Source organism: Bradyrhizobium sp. SZCCHNR1017 (assembly GCF_032381375.1).
Lineage (GTDB): Bacteria > Pseudomonadota > Alphaproteobacteria > Rhizobiales > Xanthobacteraceae > Bradyrhizobium.
In genome coordinates this window covers 39,211-60,876 of sequence record NZ_JAUHIR010000020.1, presented here as the reverse complement: position 1 = coordinate 60,876, position 21,666 = coordinate 39,211, and the positions used below count along the sequence as shown (strand labels likewise).

At 65.8% G+C, this 21,666-nt stretch carries 26 protein-coding genes and 1 pseudogene; 9 read left to right on the top strand and 18 right to left on the bottom strand.

All coding sequences use genetic code 11. The annotated features are described in order from the left end of the window. Positions 1–86: 86 nt before the first annotated feature. The 3 genes from QW863_RS31940 to QW863_RS31930 all read right to left on the bottom strand — a co-directional run bounded on the left by QW863_RS31940 (position 87) and on the right by QW863_RS31930 (position 1,871). The gene (locus tag QW863_RS31940; protein ID WP_315717905.1) at positions 87–554 is read right to left on the bottom strand and encodes a secondary thiamine-phosphate synthase enzyme YjbQ; all 468 of its coding nucleotides are present in this window, start codon (positions 552–554) and stop codon (positions 87–89) included. A 24-nt stretch (positions 555–578) separates the two neighbouring features. Beyond that, the gene (locus QW863_RS31935; RefSeq protein WP_315717906.1) at positions 579–1,145 is read right to left on the bottom strand and encodes a hypothetical protein; all 567 of its coding nucleotides are present in this window, start codon (positions 1,143–1,145) and stop codon (positions 579–581) included. A gap of 102 nt (positions 1,146–1,247) precedes the next feature. Continuing rightward, positions 1,248–1,871 carry a 2-hydroxychromene-2-carboxylate isomerase gene (locus QW863_RS31930; protein WP_315717907.1) on the bottom strand — a complete coding sequence of 208 codons (624 nt, stop codon included), beginning with the start codon at positions 1,869–1,871 and terminating at the stop codon, positions 1,248–1,250. A 286-nt stretch (positions 1,872–2,157) separates the two neighbouring features. On the opposite strand from QW863_RS31930, the gene QW863_RS31925 reads away from it, so the two are divergent. From QW863_RS31925 to QW863_RS31905, 5 genes are all read left to right on the top strand, one after another. Then, positions 2,158–2,535, top strand: a complete 378-nt coding sequence (locus tag QW863_RS31925; protein ID WP_315717908.1) for an AtpZ/AtpI family protein — start codon at positions 2,158–2,160, stop codon at positions 2,533–2,535. A gap of 87 nt (positions 2,536–2,622) precedes the next feature. Beyond that, a complete protein-coding gene (locus tag QW863_RS31920) occupies positions 2,623–3,366 on the top strand; it encodes a F0F1 ATP synthase subunit A (protein ID WP_315717909.1) in 744 nt (247 codons plus the stop codon). 40 nt (positions 3,367–3,406) lie between these two features. Next, positions 3,407–3,634, top strand: coding sequence for a F0F1 ATP synthase subunit C (locus QW863_RS31915; protein ID WP_006615622.1), 228 nt, complete (start codon positions 3,407–3,409; stop codon positions 3,632–3,634). A 28-nt stretch (positions 3,635–3,662) separates the two neighbouring features. Beyond that, on the top strand, positions 3,663–4,238 hold the full coding sequence (locus QW863_RS31910) for a F0F1 ATP synthase subunit B' (protein WP_315717910.1): 576 nt from the start codon (positions 3,663–3,665) through the stop codon (positions 4,236–4,238). Beyond that, positions 4,238–4,729: an ATP F0F1 synthase subunit B gene (locus tag QW863_RS31905; protein WP_315717911.1), complete on the top strand. Its 492-nt coding sequence runs from the start codon at positions 4,238–4,240 to the stop codon at positions 4,727–4,729. The genes QW863_RS31910 and QW863_RS31905 overlap by 1 nt, the downstream gene beginning before the upstream one ends. Before the next feature lie 106 nt (positions 4,730–4,835). On the opposite strand, the gene QW863_RS31900 is transcribed toward QW863_RS31905, so the two are convergent. The 5 genes from QW863_RS31900 to QW863_RS31880 all read right to left on the bottom strand — a co-directional run bounded on the left by QW863_RS31900 (position 4,836) and on the right by QW863_RS31880 (position 10,899). Then, positions 4,836–5,453: a hypothetical protein gene (locus QW863_RS31900; RefSeq protein WP_315717956.1), complete on the bottom strand. Its 618-nt coding sequence runs from the start codon at positions 5,451–5,453 to the stop codon at positions 4,836–4,838. A gap of 142 nt (positions 5,454–5,595) precedes the next feature. Then, positions 5,596–6,183 carry a GNAT family protein gene (locus tag QW863_RS31895; protein ID WP_315717912.1) on the bottom strand — a complete coding sequence of 196 codons (588 nt, stop codon included), beginning with the start codon at positions 6,181–6,183 and terminating at the stop codon, positions 5,596–5,598. A gap of 114 nt (positions 6,184–6,297) precedes the next feature. Beyond that, positions 6,298–7,587, bottom strand: coding sequence for a pitrilysin family protein (locus tag QW863_RS31890; RefSeq protein WP_315717957.1), 1,290 nt, complete (start codon positions 7,585–7,587; stop codon positions 6,298–6,300). Further along, positions 7,587–9,002 (bottom strand): threonine synthase, encoded by a 1,416-nt coding sequence (gene thrC, locus QW863_RS31885; RefSeq protein ID WP_315717913.1) that lies wholly within the window; start codon positions 9,000–9,002, stop codon positions 7,587–7,589. Before thrC ends, QW863_RS31890 begins: the two co-directional genes overlap by 1 nt. Positions 9,003–10,410: 1,408 nt before the next feature. Then, entirely contained in the window at positions 10,411–10,899 is a 489-nt protein-coding gene (locus QW863_RS31880) for a hypothetical protein (RefSeq protein WP_315717914.1), read from the bottom strand. Between the two features lie 242 nt (positions 10,900–11,141). Here QW863_RS31880 and QW863_RS31875 point away from each other — a divergent pair, with 242 nt between their 5' ends. The 4 genes and pseudogenes from QW863_RS31875 (at position 11,142) to QW863_RS31860 (ending at position 13,457) form a co-directional block, all read left to right on the top strand. Then, the gene (locus QW863_RS31875; RefSeq protein WP_315717915.1) at positions 11,142–11,465 is read left to right on the top strand and encodes a heavy metal-binding domain-containing protein; all 324 of its coding nucleotides are present in this window, start codon (positions 11,142–11,144) and stop codon (positions 11,463–11,465) included. Further along, complete coding sequence (locus QW863_RS31870) at positions 11,462–11,689, top strand: hypothetical protein (RefSeq protein ID WP_315717916.1); 228 nt, start codon at positions 11,462–11,464, stop codon at positions 11,687–11,689. Before QW863_RS31875 ends, QW863_RS31870 begins: the two co-directional genes overlap by 4 nt. A gap of 267 nt (positions 11,690–11,956) precedes the next feature. Next, positions 11,957–12,789: pseudogene (locus QW863_RS31865) on the top strand (PhzF family phenazine biosynthesis protein). Positions 12,790–12,875: 86 nt separating this feature from the next. Continuing rightward, positions 12,876–13,457, top strand: coding sequence for an NADPH-dependent FMN reductase (locus tag QW863_RS31860; RefSeq protein WP_315717958.1), 582 nt, complete (start codon positions 12,876–12,878; stop codon positions 13,455–13,457). Between the two features lie 25 nt (positions 13,458–13,482). Here QW863_RS31860 and QW863_RS31855 read toward each other — a convergent pair whose 3' ends face one another. The 10 genes from QW863_RS31855 to coxB all read right to left on the bottom strand — a co-directional run bounded on the left by QW863_RS31855 (position 13,483) and on the right by coxB (position 21,326). Continuing rightward, positions 13,483–13,887, bottom strand: coding sequence for a carboxymuconolactone decarboxylase family protein (locus QW863_RS31855; RefSeq protein WP_315717917.1), 405 nt, complete (start codon positions 13,885–13,887; stop codon positions 13,483–13,485). Continuing rightward, the gene (locus QW863_RS31850; protein WP_315717918.1) at positions 13,826–14,305 is read right to left on the bottom strand and encodes a MerR family transcriptional regulator; all 480 of its coding nucleotides are present in this window, start codon (positions 14,303–14,305) and stop codon (positions 13,826–13,828) included. The genes QW863_RS31855 and QW863_RS31850 overlap by 62 nt, the downstream gene beginning before the upstream one ends. A gap of 84 nt (positions 14,306–14,389) precedes the next feature. Next, positions 14,390–15,151 carry an SURF1 family protein gene (locus QW863_RS31845; protein ID WP_315717919.1) on the bottom strand — a complete coding sequence of 254 codons (762 nt, stop codon included), beginning with the start codon at positions 15,149–15,151 and terminating at the stop codon, positions 14,390–14,392. A 205-nt stretch (positions 15,152–15,356) separates the two neighbouring features. Then, positions 15,357–15,746: a DUF983 domain-containing protein gene (locus QW863_RS31840; RefSeq protein WP_315717920.1), complete on the bottom strand. Its 390-nt coding sequence runs from the start codon at positions 15,744–15,746 to the stop codon at positions 15,357–15,359. A gap of 166 nt (positions 15,747–15,912) precedes the next feature. Continuing rightward, entirely contained in the window at positions 15,913–16,770 is an 858-nt protein-coding gene (locus tag QW863_RS31835; RefSeq protein ID WP_315717921.1) for a cytochrome c oxidase subunit 3, read from the bottom strand. A gap of 87 nt (positions 16,771–16,857) precedes the next feature. Then, complete coding sequence (locus QW863_RS31830; RefSeq protein ID WP_409977986.1) at positions 16,858–17,517, bottom strand: cytochrome c oxidase assembly protein; 660 nt, start codon at positions 17,515–17,517, stop codon at positions 16,858–16,860. Between the two features lie 8 nt (positions 17,518–17,525). Beyond that, positions 17,526–17,702 carry a CoxF protein gene (locus tag QW863_RS31825; RefSeq protein WP_315717922.1) on the bottom strand — a complete coding sequence of 59 codons (177 nt, stop codon included), beginning with the start codon at positions 17,700–17,702 and terminating at the stop codon, positions 17,526–17,528. Between the two features lie 20 nt (positions 17,703–17,722). Continuing rightward, complete coding sequence (locus QW863_RS31820; RefSeq protein ID WP_315717923.1) at positions 17,723–18,661, bottom strand: heme o synthase; 939 nt, start codon at positions 18,659–18,661, stop codon at positions 17,723–17,725. A 146-nt stretch (positions 18,662–18,807) separates the two neighbouring features. Continuing rightward, entirely contained in the window at positions 18,808–20,421 is a 1,614-nt protein-coding gene (gene ctaD, locus QW863_RS31815; protein ID WP_315717924.1) for a cytochrome c oxidase subunit I, read from the bottom strand. A 68-nt stretch (positions 20,422–20,489) separates the two neighbouring features. Then, positions 20,490–21,326 carry a cytochrome c oxidase subunit II gene (gene coxB, locus QW863_RS31810; protein WP_315717925.1) on the bottom strand — a complete coding sequence of 279 codons (837 nt, stop codon included), beginning with the start codon at positions 21,324–21,326 and terminating at the stop codon, positions 20,490–20,492. Positions 21,327–21,666: the final 340 nt, after the last annotated feature.

The following is a 21,666-nucleotide window of genomic DNA, read 5'->3' as shown; positions in this document are numbered from 1 at the left end:
CTCGCATCTGCCTCCAACGACGAGCGGCCGCGGATCACTCCGCGGCCGTTCCGCATTTCAGACCCGCGGGTTTTCTCTTTATGGCCTCAGGCCGCGCCGATGAACTGCAATACCACCTCGCGCCGATGCGGACGCGCACGATGCTCGATCAGATAGAGCGCCTGCCAGGTGCCGAGCATCATGCGTCCGTCCTGCACCGGCACCTGCAGCGAGACCGCGCTCAGCATGGTCTTGACGTGTGCCGGCATGTCGTCCGGCCCCTCGGTGTCGTGCATCCAGCCGGCATCCTCCGGCGCCAGCCGCGCCAGCGCCGTGGTGAGATCGTGCAGCACGGTGGGATCGGCATTCTCCTGGATCGTCAGCGACGCCGAGGTGTGGCGAACGAACAGGGTCACCGCGCCTTCCCTGGCGGATACTTCACGCAGAAACGCCTCGACCTCGCGCGTGAGATCGGTGAAGCCGCGGCCCGAAGTCTGCGCCGTCAGGATCGACGTCGCCACCGTATCGATCGCGACGACCGAAAGTGCCGTGCGCGAGGCCGATCGTGCCGACATGGATACAGCCTCCTCGAAGCGGTCTCAGATCCTGCCCGAGACGTCCTTCTGCACCCGTGTTGCCATGTCGAGCAGCCGGCGCCAGGCCTGCTCGAGGAACCCCATCATGCGGTCCATGTCCTGGTCGCTGGGCAGCGGGATCTCGAGCTTGCGCGTTCCATCGGAGGATTTCGATTCACCCGGCTTGTCCCCCGTCTTGGGTTCGGCTTTCCTCAACTGATCGGACTTGGGCAGCGCCTGATCTTTCGGCAGCGGCTCATCAATCTTGCCGGAGATGCTCTGATCGCGCGACGCGAGCTGGCCCTTGAGCTTTTCATTCTCCGCCTGCAGACGGCCGATCTCGGCGTCCAGCGCGGCGCGCTCATCAGGCACCGCGTAACAGGCAAAGCCCGATCCACTGCTGTTGTTGCACATCGAGACCGCACCGGTCTTGGTATCGAGCCGGATCACGCCGTCCGATGTCGTCGACATCGTATAGCGTCCCTTGTCGCCGTCAGGCGCGGTGTCCTCGACCGCAAACGCCTCTCCGCCCAGGCAGCTCAACGCCAGCAGCGCGAGGAGGGACGGCCGGTACGGCTTCGTGAGACTCATGGCTGGCTCTCCCAGGCGCATTCGCAACCGCCGCCATGCACGCCGACATTGTGTCGCGGCCATGACGTTGCCTCAGGTGCGATCCCCTGCCACAGGCCGCACCTATGTTTCGGACGTATAGGCGGAGCGACCGGATTTCAACGCGTCCGCCAGCAGCTCGAGGCGGTCCTGCCCCCAGAAGATCTCGCCGTCCAGCACATAAGCCGGCGAGCCGAACACGTCGGCCGCGATCGCGTCCTGCCGGTTCTGCTCGTAGGCCGCCCCGACCACGTCCGTCGCCGCCTGCGTCACGAGATCGCGGCCCGGCAGCCCGGCTGCATCGGCCAAGCCGGCGATCACCTCGGCATGCGCAAGGTTGAGCTGCTGCTCCCAGATGGCAGGGAAGGCGCGCTGCAGATAGGGCTCCGGATCGAGGCCGGCCTGCTGCGCCGCGATGACGACGCCGTCGGCGAGCCGGGCGTTGAAGGGCCAGTTGCTCGGCTGGATGTGGAAATCGAGACCGCGCTTGTCGCGCCACCGCTTGAGCTCGACGATGCGATAGCGCTGCCGCGCCGGATGGCGCTTGGCCAGCGGAAGCCCGCCGGTCTCGGCGAACAGATCCACCAGCATGACCGGTTTGAGGTTGACGGTCGCGCCGTGACGCGCGGCGATGTCGCGGAACAGCCGGTGGCCGATATAGGCCCATGGCGACTGCAGCGAGAAATAGTAATCGATCTGGCGCGACATGCGGGTTCCCGTGCCGGTCGGAGGTCAGCGACATCGGATCAGAGGGCATTGACAGGTGCAAGATCGCAGCCGCACACAACACTGTTGATGCGGCGCGGTGACACGCGCGACCGATCTGACGAAAAAGCCGAGAAAACGTGTAAATTCAGGCACCTAACAGTTCAACACGCAATCTTGACTTGGGGGGATGCGGTCAGTATGGTCCGCCCGGCTTTATAGGGCGATGGGGCGCTAATTCCTGAAACTCGCGGCACCGGGTCGGGTCTCCACACGTGGCGGATGGCACATGGCGGATGACACGAACGAGAGCAGCGGACACAAGGATCGCGACAAGTCGCCCGATGAGGTTGCGCTTTCCGCAAGGCTCGGAAGTCTCGACCAACGGTTGTCCGAAATTCGCGACGGCCGCTCGATCGGGACTGATCAACCTGGAATCGGCAGCGGTGACACTGCAGCCAGGGCTTCGGCCATGGCGCGTGGCCTGCGACTGTCGTCCGAGTTGATTGCCGGTGTCCTCGTCGGCGCGGTGCTTGGATGGGGCTTCGACCGCTTGCTGTCGACATCGCCCTTCGGATTCATCGTGTTTTTCCTGCTCGGCTTCGCCGCCGGCGTGTTGAACGTGGTGAGATCCGCAGGCATAGCTCCCGACAGGCCCCGCCAGTGAGACATGCGCGGAAGACCTCGGCGCGGAAGACCAACGAGTGAATTGCAAAGCGCCGGCGTGGCCGGTGAACAATGAGACGCCACGCGGATGATCGATCCGATCCATCAATTCCACCTCAACAAGATCTTCACGATCGGCCATATCGGCAATCAGGAGATCACCTTCACCAACTCGTCCGCGTACATGCTGCTCGCGGTCGTGCTGATCGCCGTCATGATGATGGCCGCCGGGCGCGCGCTCGTGCCGGGCCGGTTCCAGTCGGTGGTCGAGCTGTCCTACGAATTCGTCGCCAACACCATCAGAACCAGCGCCGGCTCGCACGGCATGACGTTCTTCCCGCTGGTGTTCTCGCTGTTCATGTTCATCTTCGTCTCGAACATCGTCGGCATCATCCCCTACACCTTCACCGTCGCCAGCCACATCATCGTCACCTTCTCGCTGGCGCTCTTGGTGTTCCTGACGGTCATCATCTACGGCTTCTACAAGAACGGCCTGAAGTTCTTTAAGCTGTTCGTGCCGTCCGGCATCCCCGCGGTGATCTTGCCGCTGGTGGTCGTGATCGAAATCATCTCCTTCTTCTCCCGCCCGATCTCGCACAGCGTCCGTCTGTTCGCCAACATGCTGGCCGGCCACGTCACCCTGAAGGTGTTCGCGAGCTTCGTGACCATGCTCGGCGCGCTCGGCTTCGTCGGCAAGGTTGGCGCGCTGCTGCCGCTCGGCCTCACGGTCGCGCTGACCGGCCTCGAGCTGATGGTCGCGTTCCTCCAGGCCTACGTCTTCACGATCCTCACCTGCATCTATCTCAACGATGCTATCCATCCGGGCCACTGATCCGGCCCTCTCTACCAAACCCCTCAAAGGAGTTCGTTTCATGGATCCGGTTGCAGCGAAGTACATTGGCGCGGGCATTGCCTGCATCGGCATGGGTGGCGCGGGTGCCGGCATCGGCATCATCTTCGGCAACTACCTGTCGGCCGCTCTGCGCAATCCGTCGGCCGCTCAGGGCCAGTTCGGCAACCTGATTTTCGGCTTCGCGGTGACCGAAGCGCTCGGCATCTTCTCGCTGCTGATCGCCCTGCTCCTGCTGTACGCCGTCTAAGACGGCCTGAGCCGGACAGGAGAAGCCCGTGGCTGAAAGTCATGGCGAGGCCAAGGGCGGCGAGGCCAAGGGCACCGCAAGCGCCCATACTGAGGCCGATGGCGGGCATGGTTTCCCTCCCTTCCAGAAGGAAACCTTTCCCTCCCAGATCGTCTCCCTGGTGATCGCCTTCGTGGCGCTGTACGTGATCGTTTCGCGTGTGGCGCTGCCGAAGGTCGGGGCCGTCATCGACGCCCGCCAGAAGTCGATCGACGGCGATCTGGCTGAAGCGCAGCGGCTGAAGGATGAATCCGAAGCCGCGATGAAGGCGTATGAGAGCGAGCTGGCGACGGCTCGTGCCCGTGCCCAGGCGATCGGAGCGGAGACCCGCGAGAAGCTCGCGGCTTCTTCGGACGCCGAGCGCAAGGCGCTGGAAGACAGCCTCGCGGCCAAGCTCGCGGCGGCTGAGAAGTCCATCGCCACCACGCGCACGACCGCAATGAGCAATGTCCGCGGCATCGCCGCAGACGCAGCCAGCGCGATCGTGAAGCAGCTCACCGGCAAGGCCCCCGCGGCCAAGACGGTCGAGGCTGCGGTCGATGCATCGTTGAAGGGAACAGCCTGATGCATTTGCTCGCTGATCCGGAAACCTGGGTTGCGATTGCCTTCGTGATCCTGATGGGCCTGTTCGCCTATCTCGGCGTCCACCGCACGGTCCTGAAGGCGCTCGACAATCGCTCCGAGCGCATCAGATCCGAGCTGGCAGAGGCCAAGCGGCTCAAGGAAGAGGCGGCCAAAGTGCTCGCCGATTACAAGTCCCGCCGCGCCAGCGCCGAACGCGAGGCCGAGGAGATCGTCACCAGCGCGAAGGCGGAAGCCGAGCGCATCGCGGCGGAGGCCAAGGCCAAGATGGAAGACTTCGTTGCCCGTCGCACCAAGGCCGCCGAGGGCAAGATCGCCCTCGCCGAGGCCCAGGCTCTCGCCGACGTCAGGTCCGCTGCGGCGGAGGCTGCCGTCCAGGCCGCCGCGACCGTGCTGTCGCAGTCGGTCAAGGGCGCTCTTGGCGAAGACCTCGTCGCTAAAGGCATCGCGGAAGTCGGCCGCAAGCTGAACTGAGCGGCAGTCCATCTCATCCATCAACTTCAAAAGGCCGGGGCGATCCCATCGCACCGGCCTTTTGCTATTCACGCTCTCCGGCGAGCGCCTCGCGCCACGGCAATCGTCACCGCCGCTTCTTGCCGTGCGGCCGCTCCGGGGTCAGCGCCTGCGGGTCGAAGCCGATGTAGAAGACGTAATTGTCGGCATTGGCGCCGGGCGGCGGCACCGGATAGACCATGTCCTCCGCGACGATCGTGAACGGCACGCTGCCGTCCTCGGTCATCTGCACCGTGGTGCGATACGACTTGGTCGCGATCACCTTCTCGCCGATGCCGCCCTGGACCACGGCGATGCGCATCGGAATGTCGACGCTCGCCGGCGCACCCGCGGGGCCGGCAACGATGCGCCCCTGGATGCCGATCTTGGCGGTGATTTCGGCCCCGTTGAGACTGCATTCGCGCGCGGTCTTGGTGATCGACGCCTGGAACCGGACGTCGTTGCCGACGGCCTGCTTGCCGGGCGCGGCCACGGCGTAGGTCGAGGCGCCGGCGCGAATGCTGACCGGCGGACAGGTCAGGCCCTCGGTCGGATCGACCGGCGGTCCGCCGCTGGCGGGCAGGTTCTCCTGCCCCTTGTTGTCGGAGCCGCCGCCGAACAGGCTCTTGAAGCGGTCGGTCAGCGATTGGGCGGCGGCCGGCGGCGCCGCGCCGGCGGCTCCCAAGGCCAGCAGCACGGCTGCCAACGTTCCAGCCCTGATCACGCTCGTCTCTCGCATCGTCTGATATCCCCGGCAACTCGGTCGCCCAGCCCAGGCGTCTATACCCATTTCAGAGGCCGGAACCAGCCCCGATCGGCCACTCCCGCGGTGATCCCGATCACGATTGCTACCCCCGGAAATCCTCGTGCAACAGGCCGTAGAGGTAATGGTCCTGCCAGACCCCGTTGATGCAGAGGTAGCGACGCGCCAGGCCCTCGCGGGTGAAGCCGCATTTCTCCAGCACGCGAATCGACGGCGTATTGGTCGGGATGCAGGCCGCCTCGACCCGGTGCAGATTGAGCTCGCCGAACAGGGTCGGCAGCAGCAGCCGCAGCGCCGCCGTCATGTAGCCATGATGCGCGAACGGCTGCCCCATCCAGTAGCCGATGGTGCCGGCCTGAACGATGCCGCGGCGGACATTGGCGAGCGTGATGCCGCCGAGCATGGCGCCGTCCTGCTCGCGGAAGACGATGAACGGATAGGAGCGGTCGGCCGAGATGTCCTCGGCATAGCGGCGCAGCCGGCGGCGGAAGCCGGAGCGCGTCAGGTCATCGGACGGCCAGATCGGCTCCCAGGGCGTGAGATAGTCGCGGCTGATCTCGCGCAGCCGCGCCCATTGCGCATAATCGGCCATCTGCGGCGCGCGCAACAGCAGGCCCTGGCCGCGCGGAGCCAGCGCAGCCGGTCCGTTGGATGGCAAGCGAAACAGGGCCATCTGTGATGCTCCCCCTGCTCTTTCCGGGTCGAAGCCTGCTCCGACCCACCCCAGATCTCCGATGCCGAGCGCTGGCGGATTGCAATGCGCGGACCGCACCGAGCCGCACCACGTTCAGTGCAGTTGGGCTTTCGATCTCGAACCGGTCAGACCTTCGGCGAAAGTGACCGCCGTGTCCAGACCCCTGCCGGTGCCGAGCGCGACGACCGCCGGCTTGCTGCGTGCGAGCAGCGCCCGCGCCGCATCGCGCGTGCTCTCGACGCTGACCGCCTCGATCTTGGCGACCATCTCCTGCAACGTCTGCGGCCGGCCATAGGCCAGGATATGCCGCGCCAATTGCTCGGCACGGGCACTGCAGCTCTCGAGCGCCATCAAGAGCCCGGCCTTCATCTGCGCCTTGGCGCGGGCGACCTCGGCCTCGCTCAAGGTCTCCACCGCATTGCCGATGATGTCGACCACGACCTCCATCATCTCGGACGCGTCGGCTGGATCGGTCCCGGTGTAGAGGCCGAAGAATCCCGTGTCGCTATAGGGCGCGTGGAACGTGTAGACGGAGTAGCAGAGCCCCCGGTTCTCGCGCACCTCCTGGAACAGCCGGGACGACATGCCGCCGCCGAGGATGTTGGTGAAGACCTGTAGCGAGAACAGCGACGGGTCGGCCTGCGGCACGCCCTCGAGCGCGAGCGTCAGATGCGCCTGCTCGAGATCGCGATGCACGACGCGCGAGCCGCCCTTGCCGAACGCCGCCGGCAGCGGCTTCGGCGCCGGGCCGCCATTGAAGCTGGCAAATCGTTTCGTCACGTCTTCGACCACGCGCTGATGATCGACGGCGCCGGCCGCGGCGACCACCATGTCGGGCCCGCGATAATGCGTCGACAGATAGCCGTGCAGCTTGTCGCGATCGAACGCCTCGAGCGTCTTGGCGGTGCCGAGCAGCGAGCGGCCCATCGGCTGGTCCGGGAAGCAGAGCTCGTTGAGATGCTCGAACACGACGTCGTCGGGCGTATCCTGTGCCGCGCCGATCTCCTGCACGATCACGTTCTTCTCGCGCTCCAGCTCCTCCGGCACGAAGGACGGATTGGCGAGAATGTCGGAGAGCACGTCGAGCGCCATCGGCACGTCGGCCTTCAGCACGCGGGCGTAGTACGCCGTGGTCTCGGTCGAGGTGCCGGCATTGAGATCGCCGCCGACGGCCTCGACGGTCTCGACGATCTCGCGCGCGCTGCGCGTGGTCGTGCCCTTGAACGCCATGTGCTCGAGCAGATGCGAGATGCCGTGCTCGTCCGGCTTCTCGTCGCGGCCGCCGACGCCGGCCCAGACCCCGAGCGCCGCCGTCTCCAGATGCGGCATCGTGTCGGTGACGACCGTCAACCCCGTCGGCAGCTTGGTGACTTCCACGCCCATCATGCAATTCCCTGCTTGGCGGCCCGGCTGACCGAGCGGATGAACTTCTCCACCTCGGCCTGGTCGTTCCGCATGATCCTGATGTCCTCGCGCCTGCTCATCAGCCCTTCGAGCCACACCGGCAAATGCGGCCGCATCCCGCAGGCGGCCTCGACCGCATCGGGGAATTTGGCGGGATGCGCGGTCGACAGAACGATGTTCGGCACCGACAGATCGGTGCCGTCGCGATCGGCCACCGCCAGCGCCACCGCCGTGTGCGGATCGACGAGATCGCCGGCCTCGCGGAAGGCGGCGCGGATCGCCGCCGCGGTTTCGGTCTCGTCAGCGCGGCCGGCGTCGAAATCGGCGCGGATCGCCGCCAGCATGGCATCCGGCAGCACGAAGCGGCCGGACTGCTTGAGGCTGTCCATCAGCCGCCGCACGGTGCCGGCGTCGCGGCCGCCGGCTTCGAACAACAGCCGCTCGAAATTCGACGACACCTGGATGTCCATCGAGGGCGAAGCCGTCGCATGCACTTCGCGCACCTCGTAGATGCCGGTCGTCAGCGTCCGGGCGAGGATGTCGTTGACGTTGGTCGCGACGCGCAACGTGCGCACCGGCAGGCCCATGCGCTTGGCGACATAGCCGGCGAAGACGTCGCCGAAATTGCCGGTGGGCACGGTGAAGTCGACGGCGCGGTGGGGTGCCCCGATCGCGACCGCCGAGGTGAAGTAGTAGACCACCTGGGCGACGACGCGCGCCCAGTTGATCGAGTTGACGCCCGACAGCCTGACCGAATCGCGGAAGCCGTGATGGTTGAACAGGCCCTTCACGATCGCCTGGCAGTCATCGAAATGACCTTCGATCGCCAGCGCATGGACGTTGGCCGCGCCCGACGTCGTCATCATCCGCCGCTGCACCTCGGAGATGCGGCCATGCGGGAACAGCACGATGAGGTCGGCATTGTCGCGGCCGGCGAAGGCCTCGACCGCCGCGCCACCCGTATCGCCTGATGTCGCCACGACGATGGTGGTGCGCTCGCCGCGCTTGGCCAGCACGTGGTCCATCAGCCGCGAGATCAGCTGCATCGCCACGTCCTTGAACGCCAAGGTCGGGCCGTGGAACAGCTCCAGCACGAACTGATGCGGCGCGATCTGGTCGAGCGGCACCACGGCGGGGTGACGGAACGTCGCATAGGCCTCGTTGGCCATGCGGCCGAGCTCTTCGTCGGAAATCTCGCCGGCGACGAACGGCTTGATGACCTCGACGGCGACCTCCCAATAGGGCCGGCCGAAAAACGACGCGATCGTCGCGGGCGTCAGCTGCGGCCAGGTCTCGGGCACGTAGAGGCCGCCGTCACGGGCGAGCCCGGTCAGCATCACATCGCAGAAGGTGAGCGCGGGGGCTTCCCCGCGGGTCGAAACATAGCGCGTCAAACCGCTCTCCTGACCTGCGTCACCAGGCCATAACCCGTTGATTGAATTCGAAATCGGAACCGCCCGGCGGCAACATGGTCCGGCACCATAATGGTTTTGACCTTGTTGCGAAACCGGTTGTTGCCGCAGCGATGGTCCCGGCTGCGGGTTACGGCGGCGTTACGGAGCATGGGTCAGGGGGCATCGGTTACGGGACTTGGGTCGCAACGGCTGACCCGGGCCGGTCCAGCGGACCATCCGCCCCACCGCTGTCATCGCCCGGTTAACCGGGCGCCTTCGCGGGGATGACGGCGGTGCCTTCGGCTTCCGGCCGGGTACTTCGAACACGCGAACGAACCATGGGATATCGGCACGATCTCTCCACCTCGTCATTCCGGGGCGCGCGGAGCGCGAGCCCGGAATCCATAACCACGACCGGGAGTATGGATTCCGGGCTCGCCCTGCGGGCGCCCCGGAATGACGGCGGTGCGTGGAGAAGCGTTCTCGCGGCGCGATGAGCGCCCGAGCTTTGCAAGCATACCTCCCTCCGAATCGGAGGGCGCAGGGAAGACCGGATGCCGGCTGGCACCCGCGGCCCCCGTGCGAACAAGAATGCACGGGGCAGGAACCACAGGTTCAGCCAGAGCGACCCGGCCTTCCCTGCGCGATGGCTTACGACTTATACGCGATCTCCTCGGTGCACCGGGCTTGTTGGCCACCGTCATCGACGCGATGCATCGGCACCAGCGCCAACTTGATACCAGCGTCGGGGTATCAGGACCACGCGACTTCGCCGTCCGCGCCGGCCGCACTCGTCAGTTGCAGCCGACCCGTCCATCGCACCCCACCTCACGTCCGTGACGACGCGTACGCCCCTCGCGACGAGGCGGGATAGACAAAGACAACCACGATTTCGGAAAATGTGAAAGAGGAATTTTCGCGCAGACTGGACTGGATTGGCTGATGGCGTTGGACCTGCTCGCCAAAAGAAAGTTTCGGAGCAGCCAGGCGTATTAGTTCGCGGTGCGCTCGGGCCTAGATCCTGGCAGCCCGTCGGGCGACTCAGACGAGTGCGGCAGGCGCTGCTCCGCAATGCAGACCGCAGAGCAGCTTCACTCCCGGTGTCGTCCCGTGGAAGCCCGACGACGCGCATGCATCGACGGATGCCGACCAGGGACGACAGCGGAGTTTTGGGGGCGCTGGTCAGTAGCCCGCATGAGCGCAGCGACATGCCGGGTTACGCGCCCAGGTGAGTAAGACGCAGTCGGCAGCCGTCATTGCGAGCCATCCGGTCGCGCATCGCGCGGCCGGATGAACGAAACAACCCGGCTCCATCCACAGATTGCGTCGGCGCAACGATGCCTCGCAATGGCGGGGATAGAGGTCTCCTGACGCTCTCGGTCTGCAGTCATCCGCAGGCCGAGCGGGCTTAGCGCGTCAACTCTCTGTAGCACTCGCGGACTTCGTCCGACTGATCCTCGGCGCTCGGACATGGCTCGATGCGAAAGCAGGCGGTCCTTTCACGCGACTTATAAATGACGAGCCTCACGCGCTCGGCCGTGTCAGTCGATTTCCCGGCGAGCGCTATGCCAAGTCCCGAATCGTCGCCCGACAGCGCCAACCCATCTGCTTCAAAGGAAACACCGGCTACGCACTCCGCCGGAACATCTGTCCACCCTCCGCCATGCTCGATGCGCATCGATCTTTCCACGCTTGCGCCAAGCTTCTCCGGATTTCGGTTGCAGTTGGGCTTGAGGGCGCGCAGCTCGATCCTTGCGAGATCGTGCCCCTGTTGGTTCTTGAAGCTCAGGATTGCAGCGTCAGGCCTGCACCACGGACCAGAGTTCGCGCGGCATGCCATCGAACTGGAGAGCAGGAGGCACAGGGCTCCGGCGAGCGCGATCATCTTCATCGGCATGAGCTATGATCCGTCATCGATTCCAATAGGGCAGTGAGAGCCTAGCGGCCTGCATGCCTTGCGTTCGACGGAACGAATACGCCCAAACTCAGTGTTAACAAAGCTCAACAGTTTATGGGCTGTAACACCGTCTGGCCGTGGCGCCCTGGCAAGACTTGTGGCTCCCTTGAACCGGAACCGTGGCTGGGTTGTCAAATCCAAGCGCCCCTGCCCGAGCGGGCCAGTATCAGATGGAGCCCCCCATGATCGTCGTAACGACGGAAAACGTGACCGGCCACCGCACGGTGCGGATGCTGGGGCAGTGTTTTGGGGTGGTGGTGCGCAGCCGCGGGCTCGGGGGCAATCTGGTGGCCAGCCTGCGCTCGATCGTCGGCGGCGAGATCCACGAGTACACGCAGATGCTGGAGGAGGCGCGGCGCCATGCGCTCGACCGGCTCGTCTCCAACGCCACGTCGATGGGCGCCAACGCCATTCTGATGATGCGTTTCGATAGCGCCGAGATCGGCCAGACCATGAGCGAGATCGTCGCCTATGGCACCGCCGCCGTCATCGAACCCGCGCCGTGATCGATCTCGTGCTCTGGCTCGCGGTCATATCAGCGGTCGTCCTGGTGTGGTTCGTCTTCCGCCAGGGAGGCTACAAGCGCGATGCGCTGGCGGCGCCGCCAGGCCCGGACTGGATCAAGACCGAGGAGCGCTTCGTCGATCCCACCAGCGGCGAGACGCTGGACGTGTGGTTTCATCCGCGGACCGGCGAGCGGGCGTATGTGAGGGCGGGCCGATCCGTGTAGACCGCGGTCGAACGCGGGAGACCATCGCACCGACGACACAGGGAAGCCGCGTCACATTCCGCCGTCGTCCCTGCGAACGCAGGGACCCATAACCACCGGCTTCGGTGGGACGACGACTGGCAGTTGCGCTTCACCGATAGATTCCGCGGTATGGGTCCCTGCGTTCGCAGGGACGACAGCGGTGCGTGGAGTCACGTCTTGCACATCTTCACTTGCGAGCGCTGAAAGCCTAGCATCGCCAACACAGAGATCGAGCGCGAGACCTCCATGATCATCCAGCACATCGCAGCCTTCACCGACGGCCCACGCGGCGGCAATCCGGCCGGGGTCGTCATCTGCGAGGCGCTGCCCGAGGCCGCCACCATGCAGGCGACGGCGGCGGAGATCGGCTATTCGGAGACGGCGTTCGCGGCGCCCATCGGCGACAAATGGCGGGTGCGCTATTTCGCGCCGCAGGACGAGGTGGATTTCTGCGGCCACGCGACGATTGCGCTCGGCGCGGCGCTGGCGAGGCACGAGCGCTCCGGCACGTTCGCACTGACGCTCAACCATGCCGAAATCACTGTCGACGGGCATCATTCGGCGACCGACTGGAGCGCGGCGTTTCGATCGCCGCCGAGCTGACCCGGGCCCTGCCATCTGCGGCGCTCGACAAGATCCTGGCGCTGTTCGGGCTGTCGCAAGACGAACTCGACGAGCGGATCCCGCCGGTGATCGCTCACGCCGGCATGGATCATCCAGTGATTGCCCTGCGCGACCGCAGCCGCCTGGCTGCCATCAGCTACGACTTCGCTCGAGGCCAGGTGCTGGCACAGCGTGAGCGCTTCTGCACCTTCGCCCTCGTGCACGCCGAGACGCCGCAGCTGTTTCACGCCCGCAACCCGTTTCCGTTCGGCGGGGTCTACGAGGATCCGGCGACGGGCGCTGCGGCCGCGGCGCTGGCCGGCTATCTGCGCGAGCTCGCCTGGGCGACCGAGCGGCCGATCGTGATCCGCCAGGGCGAGGACATGGGCGTGCCCTGCTGCCTGCAGGTCGATCTCGACGGCCCTCCAGGCGCGCCGGTCCGGGTGTCCGGGCGAGCCCGGTTGATTCACGCGTGATTTGATTTGAAATCCCGGGGCGCTTGGCTGCCATAGTGCGCGGGCTGCAAGAACGAGCGCTTCGTTCGCCAGCGGAGCACGCCGTGATGATGTCGACCGAGATGCAGCAGGACACATCGCTCATCGTTCTGATCAGCGGCAGCCTGCGCGCCCGATCGGCCTGCCGTGCAGCGATCGTCGCCGCGGCCGAGCTGGCGCCAGCGGATGTCACGCCGGCGATCTACGTCGGGCTGAGCGAGCTGCCGCACTTCAATCCCGACCACGATTGCGATCCCTTGCCCGAGCCGGTCATTCGCTTGCGCAAGCTGCTCGGCGGCGCCCGCGCCGTCATGCTGTCGACCCCGGAATATGCGGGCTCGCTGCCGGGCAGCTTCAAGAACATGATCGATTGGACCGTCAGTGCCGGCAGCCTCTATCAACGGCCGATCGGCTGGATCAACTGCTCGGCCCATGGTGGCGCGCACGACGCCCATGCCGACCTGCGCAGGGTGCTGGAGCGCGCGGGCGCGACGATCGTCGATGAGGCTTGCGTCGCCGTACCGGTGCCGCCGACGGCAATGACCGCAGATGGTCGCATCGCGGCCCCCGACATGCGTGCGGCCATCGCGGATGCGATCGCCGCACTGGCCTTGGCCGCGTCCGCAGGCGATGAGAACACATCGTCATGACTGGGCTCACCGCGGGCGCCCGAATTCATGCGGGCTTCGCGTCCGCTTCCGCGAACACCGCCTTGGCCGCGAACAGGCCGTTGAGCGCGGCGGGGAAGCCGGCATAGACCGCCATCTGCATGATCACCTCGGTGATCTCGTCGCGGCTGAGGCCGACATTGAGACCCGCATGGATGTGCACCTTGAGCTGAGGGGTGGCGTTGCCGAGCGCGGTCAGCGCTGCGATGGTCGCGATCTCGCGGCTGCGCAGATCGAGGCCGGGGCGCGAATAGATGTCGCCGAACGGAAACTCGATCACGTAGGTCGCGAAATCCGGCGCGATGTCGGCGAGCGCCGCGATCACATTGCGGCCGGCCTCGCCGTCGATGCTATCGAGCGCGCGCCGGCCGCGCGCCAGCCGATCCTGATCGTTGTTGGCGCCGGATGGCATGCCGCCCGGCATCGGGCTCGTCGTCGTGGCCTGGTTGGGCGTGGATCGCGTCATCATCGTTCGTCCTCTCGCTGCTGCCGGCATAGCCGGCGATCTTGCCGTCGAGAACGAGAAGGGAGTCCTGCAGGCTGGCGACGCGCGCCCGGACCGCGTCGCGATGCCGCTCCAGGAGCCGGCGTCGTTCCGGCTCCGTGGCAGCGCCGCCCGCACGCAGCTCGGCGTAGCGCAGCATGTCCCGGATCGGCATTCCCGTGGCCTTGAGACGGCCGAGGAATTCGATCCAGGTCAGGATCGATGCGTCGTAGTCCCGCTGGCGGGCATGATCGCGATCGGCCCTGGGCAGCAGCCCGATCCGCTCGTAGTAGCGGATCGTATGGGGCGTCAGCCCCGACTGCCTGGCCAGTTCGCCGATCTTCATGCGCCCCTATCTCCATTCACGACGCCACGCAGGCTACGGGTTCGAGTGCGCTCTAAGTCAAGCGACGTTTCGCGGGCTACGGGCTCATCGGTTCGCTGCGCGCCGGCCCCGCGCCCACACCGCGAACGCGACGATCAACGCGGCGGCCAGAGAGAACCACGTGATCGCGTATTGCATGTGCTCGTCGCGCAGATGCGGCGACAGCGGGCCGGGCTTGGGAATGCCATTGTCGGGCACCGGAGATTCCAGATCGATGTAGAACGGCGCGACCTCGCCCCAGCCGAGCGTCTTGGCCATCGCGCGATGGTCGCGCGTGAACCACAGCCGCTTTTCGCGGCTCTCGGCAGCGGTGAGCAAACCGGCAGCCTCGGGAAAGCGCAGATAGCCGGTCAGGGTCACGGGCTCGCTGGTGACGAGCTTGGCGGTGGCGCGGTCCTGCACCGCGCGTTCCTGCATCGTGTTGGCGACGAAGCCGGCGTCGATCACGACGGTCTCGCCGGAGGGCAGCCGCGCCGGCAGGAATGCCCAGGTGCCGGGGCCCGAGACGTCCTCGCGCACGGCAGAGCCGGCGCTGTAGACCATCGCATCGGGCAGTCCGGCGTAGGTCGCGGTGAAGCTGACGCGACGAAATTCGTCGCGTTCCGGAGTGAGCATACGCCATTCGTCTTGTGGCGGCAGCGGTGCGGGCGCAGCAGCAACGCGATCGGTGAGCGCGGCGATCAGCGCATGCTTTTCCGCACGGCGCTGCAATTGCCAGATGCCGAGGCCTGCGAACAGCGCGACCATGACGACGGTGAAGGCGGCGAAGGCGCGGGAGGACGTCTTGCGGCTGGGCGCACTCGTCATTGCGGAGATGTCCGCGGCGAGGTGAACGCTTTGCCGGAGCGAACGGTGCGCCCCCCCCCCCCTTGCGAGGAGGGGTTGGGGGTGGGGGTACCCCAACAGAGACTGCCACTAGGGCTACCCCCCTCCCCGGCCCTCCCCCACAAGGGGGGAGGGAGCGCACCTTCGGCGCCGCTCAGATGTGCAACTCGCACGCGCAGGCGCCGGCTCATCGCGGCGTCTTGTCCACTAGGCGGCCAGGGGCGGCCTTGTGGTGGAATTGCAGGGCGATCAGCAGCGACTTCATCGCGCGCAACGGCAGCAGCGTCGTCACCAGGATCAGCGGTCCCCAGAGCGCGGCATGGACCCAGAACGGCGGCTGATACTTCACCTCGACGATCAGCGCGGCGCCGACCACGATGGCGCCGGCGAGCATCATGATGAAGATCGCCGGACCGTCGCCGGTGTCGATGAAGGCATAGTCGAGATCGCAGGCTTCGCAGCGCTTGCGCAGGTTGAGGAAGCCGTCGAACAGCTTGCCCTGGCCACAGCGCGGGCAGCGGCAGGCGAGCCCGCGCAGGACGGTCTGGGCCAAAGTGACGGGCGGATGGGTGGTCATGGTGTCTTGCCCCCTGGGCGGCCGGGCGACGCCTCATGGTGATACAACCGGAGGCGACGAGAGCGGATCACATTTCGATCAACCGCCGGGCGCCGCTGCAACGAGAAAGGGCGGCCCGACGGCCGCCCCTTCTTAGCACGTTCGACGGAACCGGTGCGCGCCGGCTTCAGTGCGCGCCGTGGGCCATCGTCTCGGCGCCGTGGCCCCAGACGTAGATGCAGATGAACAGGAACAGCCAGACCACGTCGACGAAGTGCCAGTACCAGGCGGCGAACTCGAAGCCGAGATGCTGCTTGGGCGTGAAGTGGCCGGCATAGGCGCGCGCCAGGCAGACGGTCAGGAAGATCGTGCCGACCAGGACGTGGAAGCCGTGGAAGCCGGTCGCCATGAAGAAGGTCGAGCCGTAGACGTGGCCGGCGAACGAGAACGTTGCGTGGCTGTACTCATAGGCCTGCACGCAGGTGAAGGTGGCCCCCAGGAGGATGGTGAGGATCAGGCCATATTTCAGGCCCTTGCGGTCGCCCTCGAGCAGCGCGTGGTGCGCCCAGGTCACCGTGGTGCCCGAGGTCAGCAGGATCAGCGTGTTGAGCAGCGGCAGGTGCCAGGGATCGAAGGTCTCGATGCCCTTGGGCGGCCAGACGCCGCCGAACAGGGCCTCGCGGGTGGCCTGCACCTCGAAGTTCGGATACAGCGCGGCATTGAAATAGGCCCAGAACCAGGCGACGAAGAACATCACCTCGGAGGCGATGAACAGGATCATGCCGTAGCGGTGATGGAGCTGCACCACGCGGGTGTGGTCGCCCTTGTATTGCGCTTCCTTGATGACGTCGCCCCACCAGCTCGCCATGGTGTAGAGCACGCCGATGGTGCCGATGCCGAACACGATCGGCGCGGCGCCGAACATCTTGTGCATCCAGCCGATCGCACCGAACGCCATGATGAAGGCCGAAACCGAGCCGACGAACGGCCAAGGGCTCGGATCGACGAGATGGTAGTCGTGATGCTTGGCGTGCGCCTCAGCCATGGCAAGTCTCTCCCCAGATCGATGCCGGTCGCGCCGGCACGGTGTCGTTCAACGGCGATGGTCCCCGAATATCGGACGTCCGCGCGGTCATAGGCTGCCCCGCGGTTTGTCCGGCTCGCCCGCCGCGACCGGCTTCGGTGCGTCGCGGACGGGATAGAAGGTGTAAGACAGCGTGATCGTCTTCAAACTGTCGTTCTCGTGATCGGCTGTTATCGCCGGATCGACGTAGAACACCACCGGCATCTCGCGGGTCTCGCCCGGCGCCATGGTCTGCTCGGTAAAGCAGAAGCAGTTGATCTTCTGGAAGTAGGCGCCCGATGTCAGCGGCGACACATTGTAGGCCGCCTGCGCCATGGTGGTGCGCGCCGACTGGTTGGTGACCGTGTAGTAGACCGTGACCACCTCGCCGATCGCGACCTCGATCTCGGTCTTCTCCGGCTCGAACTTCCAGGGCAAACCGCCGGCGACATTGGAGTCGAAGCGCACGGAGATCCGGCGCGCCAGCGGCGCCGAGGATGGCGCTGATGTCGCCACCTGCGTGGTGCCGTTGAAGCCGGTGGCGCGGCAGAACCAGTTGTAGAACGGCACGGCAGCATAGGACGCGCCGACCATCAGCACCACGACGGCGCCGCAGATGCCGCCGACCAGCGCATCGCGGCTGAGGCCGCGGCGGGGCGCGGCCGGCGCGGTCGCCGGAACGATCTGGTCGGTTGTCTCCATCGCGGTCTGCTTCGTCCCGTCCTGCATCACGTCTTCTACATCGGCCGATTCAGCACCGCGGGACCCTTCACCATGGTCACCGCGAAGAACAGCACCACCAGCACGCCGAGCGCGAGCGCAATCGCGATCGAACGGCGACGGCGGCTGCGCAGCTGCGCCTCGGTAAGGACGATGCCCTCTTGCTCGTTCGGATCTGCCATCGTGGTCGCCATGTTTTCCAGTCTCGCGCCTCTTACCAGATCAGCGGCGCGATCATGCGCGCGACCGCTTCGAGTCCGAGCGTAGCGAACAGCACGAACAGATAAAGGATCGAGAAGGCGAACAGCTTGCGGTTGGCGCGTAGCGAGGCGCTGCGCTCGCGCTTCCGGAACACCTCGACCGCGAGCCACAGCATGCCCGTGCCGAGCGCCAGCGAGACGACACCGTAGACGGCATCGAAATAGCCGAGCGGCCACGGCGCGGCGGCGATCGCCACCAGGACGATGGTGTAGAGCAGGATCTGCAGCCGGGTCGCATCGGGGCCGGCGACCACCGGCAGCATCGGCACGCCGGCGCGGGCGTAATCATCGCTGCGGAACAGCGCCAGCGCCCAGAAATGCGGCGGGGTCCAGAAGAAGATGATCAGGAACAGCCAGAGCGGCTCCGGCGCGATCGAGCCGGTGGCGGACACCCAGGCGACCACCGGCGGCAAGGCGCCGGCGGCGCCGCCGATGACGATGTTCTGCGCGGTCCAGCGCTTCAGCCACAGCGTGTAGATGACGACGTAGAAGAAGATGGTGAAGGCGAGCAGCGCGCCGGCGAACCAGTTGACGAGGATGCCGAGCGTCAGCACCGAGAAGAACGACAGCGTGATGCCGAAGGCGAGCGCCTCCTGGCGGGTGACGCGGCCGCGCGGGATCGGGCGGTTGGCGGTGCGCGACATCAGCGCGTCGATGTCGCCTTCCAGCGCCATGTTGAGCGCACCGGAGGCGCCGGCCCCGACCGCGATGCACAGCAGCGAGGTGATGGCGAGCACCGGGTGGAAATGGCCCGGAGCGATCAGCAGGCCGATCAGCGCCGTGAAGATCACGAGCGACATCACCCGCGGCTTCAGGAGCGCGAGATAATCGCCCACATCGGCCTCGGAAATCCGCGGGCCGACGGCAATGGCGTTCTGATCGATGACCGACACGGCGAATCCAGACTTCAATTCACAGACTTCAATTCAAAAGGCTCTGGGACAGGCAGTGCCAAAACCGCGCTTCCGGCGCGGCACCAGGCGCGCCACCGGCAGAGATCGACGCGGCGCCGGATGGCGCCGCGTCGGAGAGATCAGGCTCACTGCACCTTCGGCAGCACCTCGAACTGGTGGAACGGCGGCGGTGAGGACAGGGTCCATTCCAGCGTCGTCGCACCCGGTCCCCACGGATTGTTCGCGGCCTGCTGCTTGCGCATGAAGGCGTCGACCACCCCATAGATGAAGATCAGGACGCCGAAGGCCGAGATGTAGGAGCCGATCGACGAGACCAGGTTCCAGCCGGCATAGGCATCGGGATAGTCGATGTAGCGGCGCGGCATGCCCGACAGGCCGAGGAAGTGCTGCGGGAAGAACACCAGGTTGACGCCGACGAAGGTGACCCAGAAGTGCGCCTTCGCGATCGTCTCGTTGTACATGTAGCCGAACATCTTCGGGAACCAGTAGTACCAGCCGGCGAAGATGGCGAACACGGCGCCGAGCGACAGCACGTAGTGGAAGTGCGCGACGACGTAATAGGTGTCCTGCAGCACGCGGTCGACGCCGGCGTTCGCCAGCACGACGCCGGTGACGCCGCCGACCGTGAACAGGAAGATGAAGCCCACGGCCCACAGCATCGGCGCGCGGAACTCGATCGAGCCGCCCCACATCGTGGCGATCCAGGAGAAGATCTTCACGCCGGTCGGCACCGCGATCACCATGGTGGCGGCGACGAAATAGGCCTGCGTCGCCGAGGACATGCCGACCGTGTACATGTGGTGCGCCCACACCACGAAGCCGATGCCGCCGATCGCGACCATGGCGTAGGCCATGCCGAGATAGCCGAACACCGGCTTGCGCGAGAAGGTCGACACGATCTGGCTGATCATGCCGAAGCCGGGCAGGATCAGGATATACACTTCCGGATGGCCGAAGAACCAGAACAGGTGCTGGAACAGCACCGGGTCACCGCCGCCGGCCGGATCGAAGAAGGTGGTGCCGAAATTGCGGTCGGTCAGCATCATCGTGATGGCGCCGGCGAGCACCGGCAGCGACAGCAGCAGCAGGAAGACCGTCACCAGGATCGACCACACGAACAGCGGCATCTTGTGCAGGGTCATGCCCGGCGCGCGCATGTTGAAGATGGTGGTGATGAAGTTGATCGAGCCGAGGATCGACGACGCACCGGCAAGGTGCAGCGACAGGATCGCGAAATCCACCGCCGGTCCGGGATGGCCCGAGGTCGACAGCGGCACATACATCGTCCAGCCGGCGCCGACGCCGTTGGCGCCGGGCTCGCCCTCGACGAAGGTCGAGGTCAAAAGCAGCGCGAACGAGGCGGGCAGCAGCCAGAACGAGATGTTGTTCATGCGCGGGAACGCCATGTCCGGCGCGCCGATCATCAGCGGCACCATCCAGTTGCCGAAGCCGCCGATCATCGCCGGCATGACCATGAAGAAGATCATGATCAGGCCGTGCGAGGTCACGAACACGTTGTAGGTGTGGTTCTCGTGGAACAGCTGCACACCCGGATACATCAGCTCGATGCGGATCGCGACCGACATGGCGAGGCCGATGATGCCGGCGCACACCGCGAAGATCAGATACATCGTGCCGATGTCTTTGTGGTTGGTCGAATAGATCCAGCGCCGCCATCCGGTCGGATGGTCGTGCGCGTGATCGTCATGGCCGGTCAGGGTCGTCGCGTTCGTCGCCATTGTCCAATCCTCAGTGTCCCCGTGGACCGCCAAGGCGGCCCTCAATCTCAGCGTTCATCCCCGCCCGGCTACTGCGACACGCCCGCAGCCGACGCATAGGTGCTCGTGGGCGCGCTGGCGTACTTCTTCTTGGCGTCCTCGACCCAGGCGGTGAATTCCTGGTCGCTCACGACGCGCACCGCGATCGGCATGTAGGCGTGGTCCTTGCCGCACAGCTCCGAGCACTGGCCGTAATACATGCCGACCTTGGTCGCCTTGAACCAGGTCTCGTTGAGGCGGCCGGGAATGGCGTCGATCTTGACGCCGAACGACGGGATCGCCCAGGAGTGGATCACGTCGGCGCCGGTGGTCTGGACGCGAATCACCTTGTTGACCGGCACGACCATCTCGTTGTCGACGGCGAGCAAGCGCGGCTGCTTGTCCTGCGCCAGCAGCGAGTCGAACTCGAACTTGCCGTTGTCGGGATAGGCGTAGCTCCAGTACCACTGCTTGCCGGTGGCCTTGATGGTCATATCGGCCTTCGGCACATCCAGCTCGAGGAACAGCAGCCGGAACGACGGCACCGCGATCATGACCAGGATCAGCACCGGGATCAGCGTCCAAGCCACCTCGATCAGCGTGTTGTGCGTCGTCCGCGACGGCACCGGGTTGGCGCGCGCGTTGAACTTGACCACCACGGCGACCAGCAGCGCCAGCACGAACAGCGTGATGATGGTGATGATCGTCAGCAGCAGGCCGTGGAACCAGGTGATGTTCTCCATCACCGGCGTCGCAGCCTCCTGCAGCTTGACTTCCCATGGCGCCGGCTGGCCCGTTTCAGCAAACGCCGCTCCACCCGACACGAGCGTCATGCCCGTTACAGCCAACCCCAGCAAGGCGCTCAATTGGCCTCTCGACATCTTCATGCCGTCGCGCTCCCTTCAGAACTTTCCCCCTCAGCGCACCGCCCGCTTCACGCAGCGGCGCGCCGTTCGATCCGCTCTCCTGACAAATGGCCTTCGGGCGGATGCATAGAAAAGCACCTGGGCCAGTTCACTGGAATGACGAAATCTTTCTTCTCAAACCATAATTCTTGATCTATCGCAATGCAGTCTTGCGCCGGATATCGCGCGCGGCGCTGTTCGTCGCGACAAGCGTATTTTCCGGGAGATTGCCGCATGCCGTGATTTCGCGGGCAACGGGCGCTTGACAGGCGTGCGGCGCGATGTAGGCAAACGGGACACGGCCGTTTGCGAGGCTGATTCG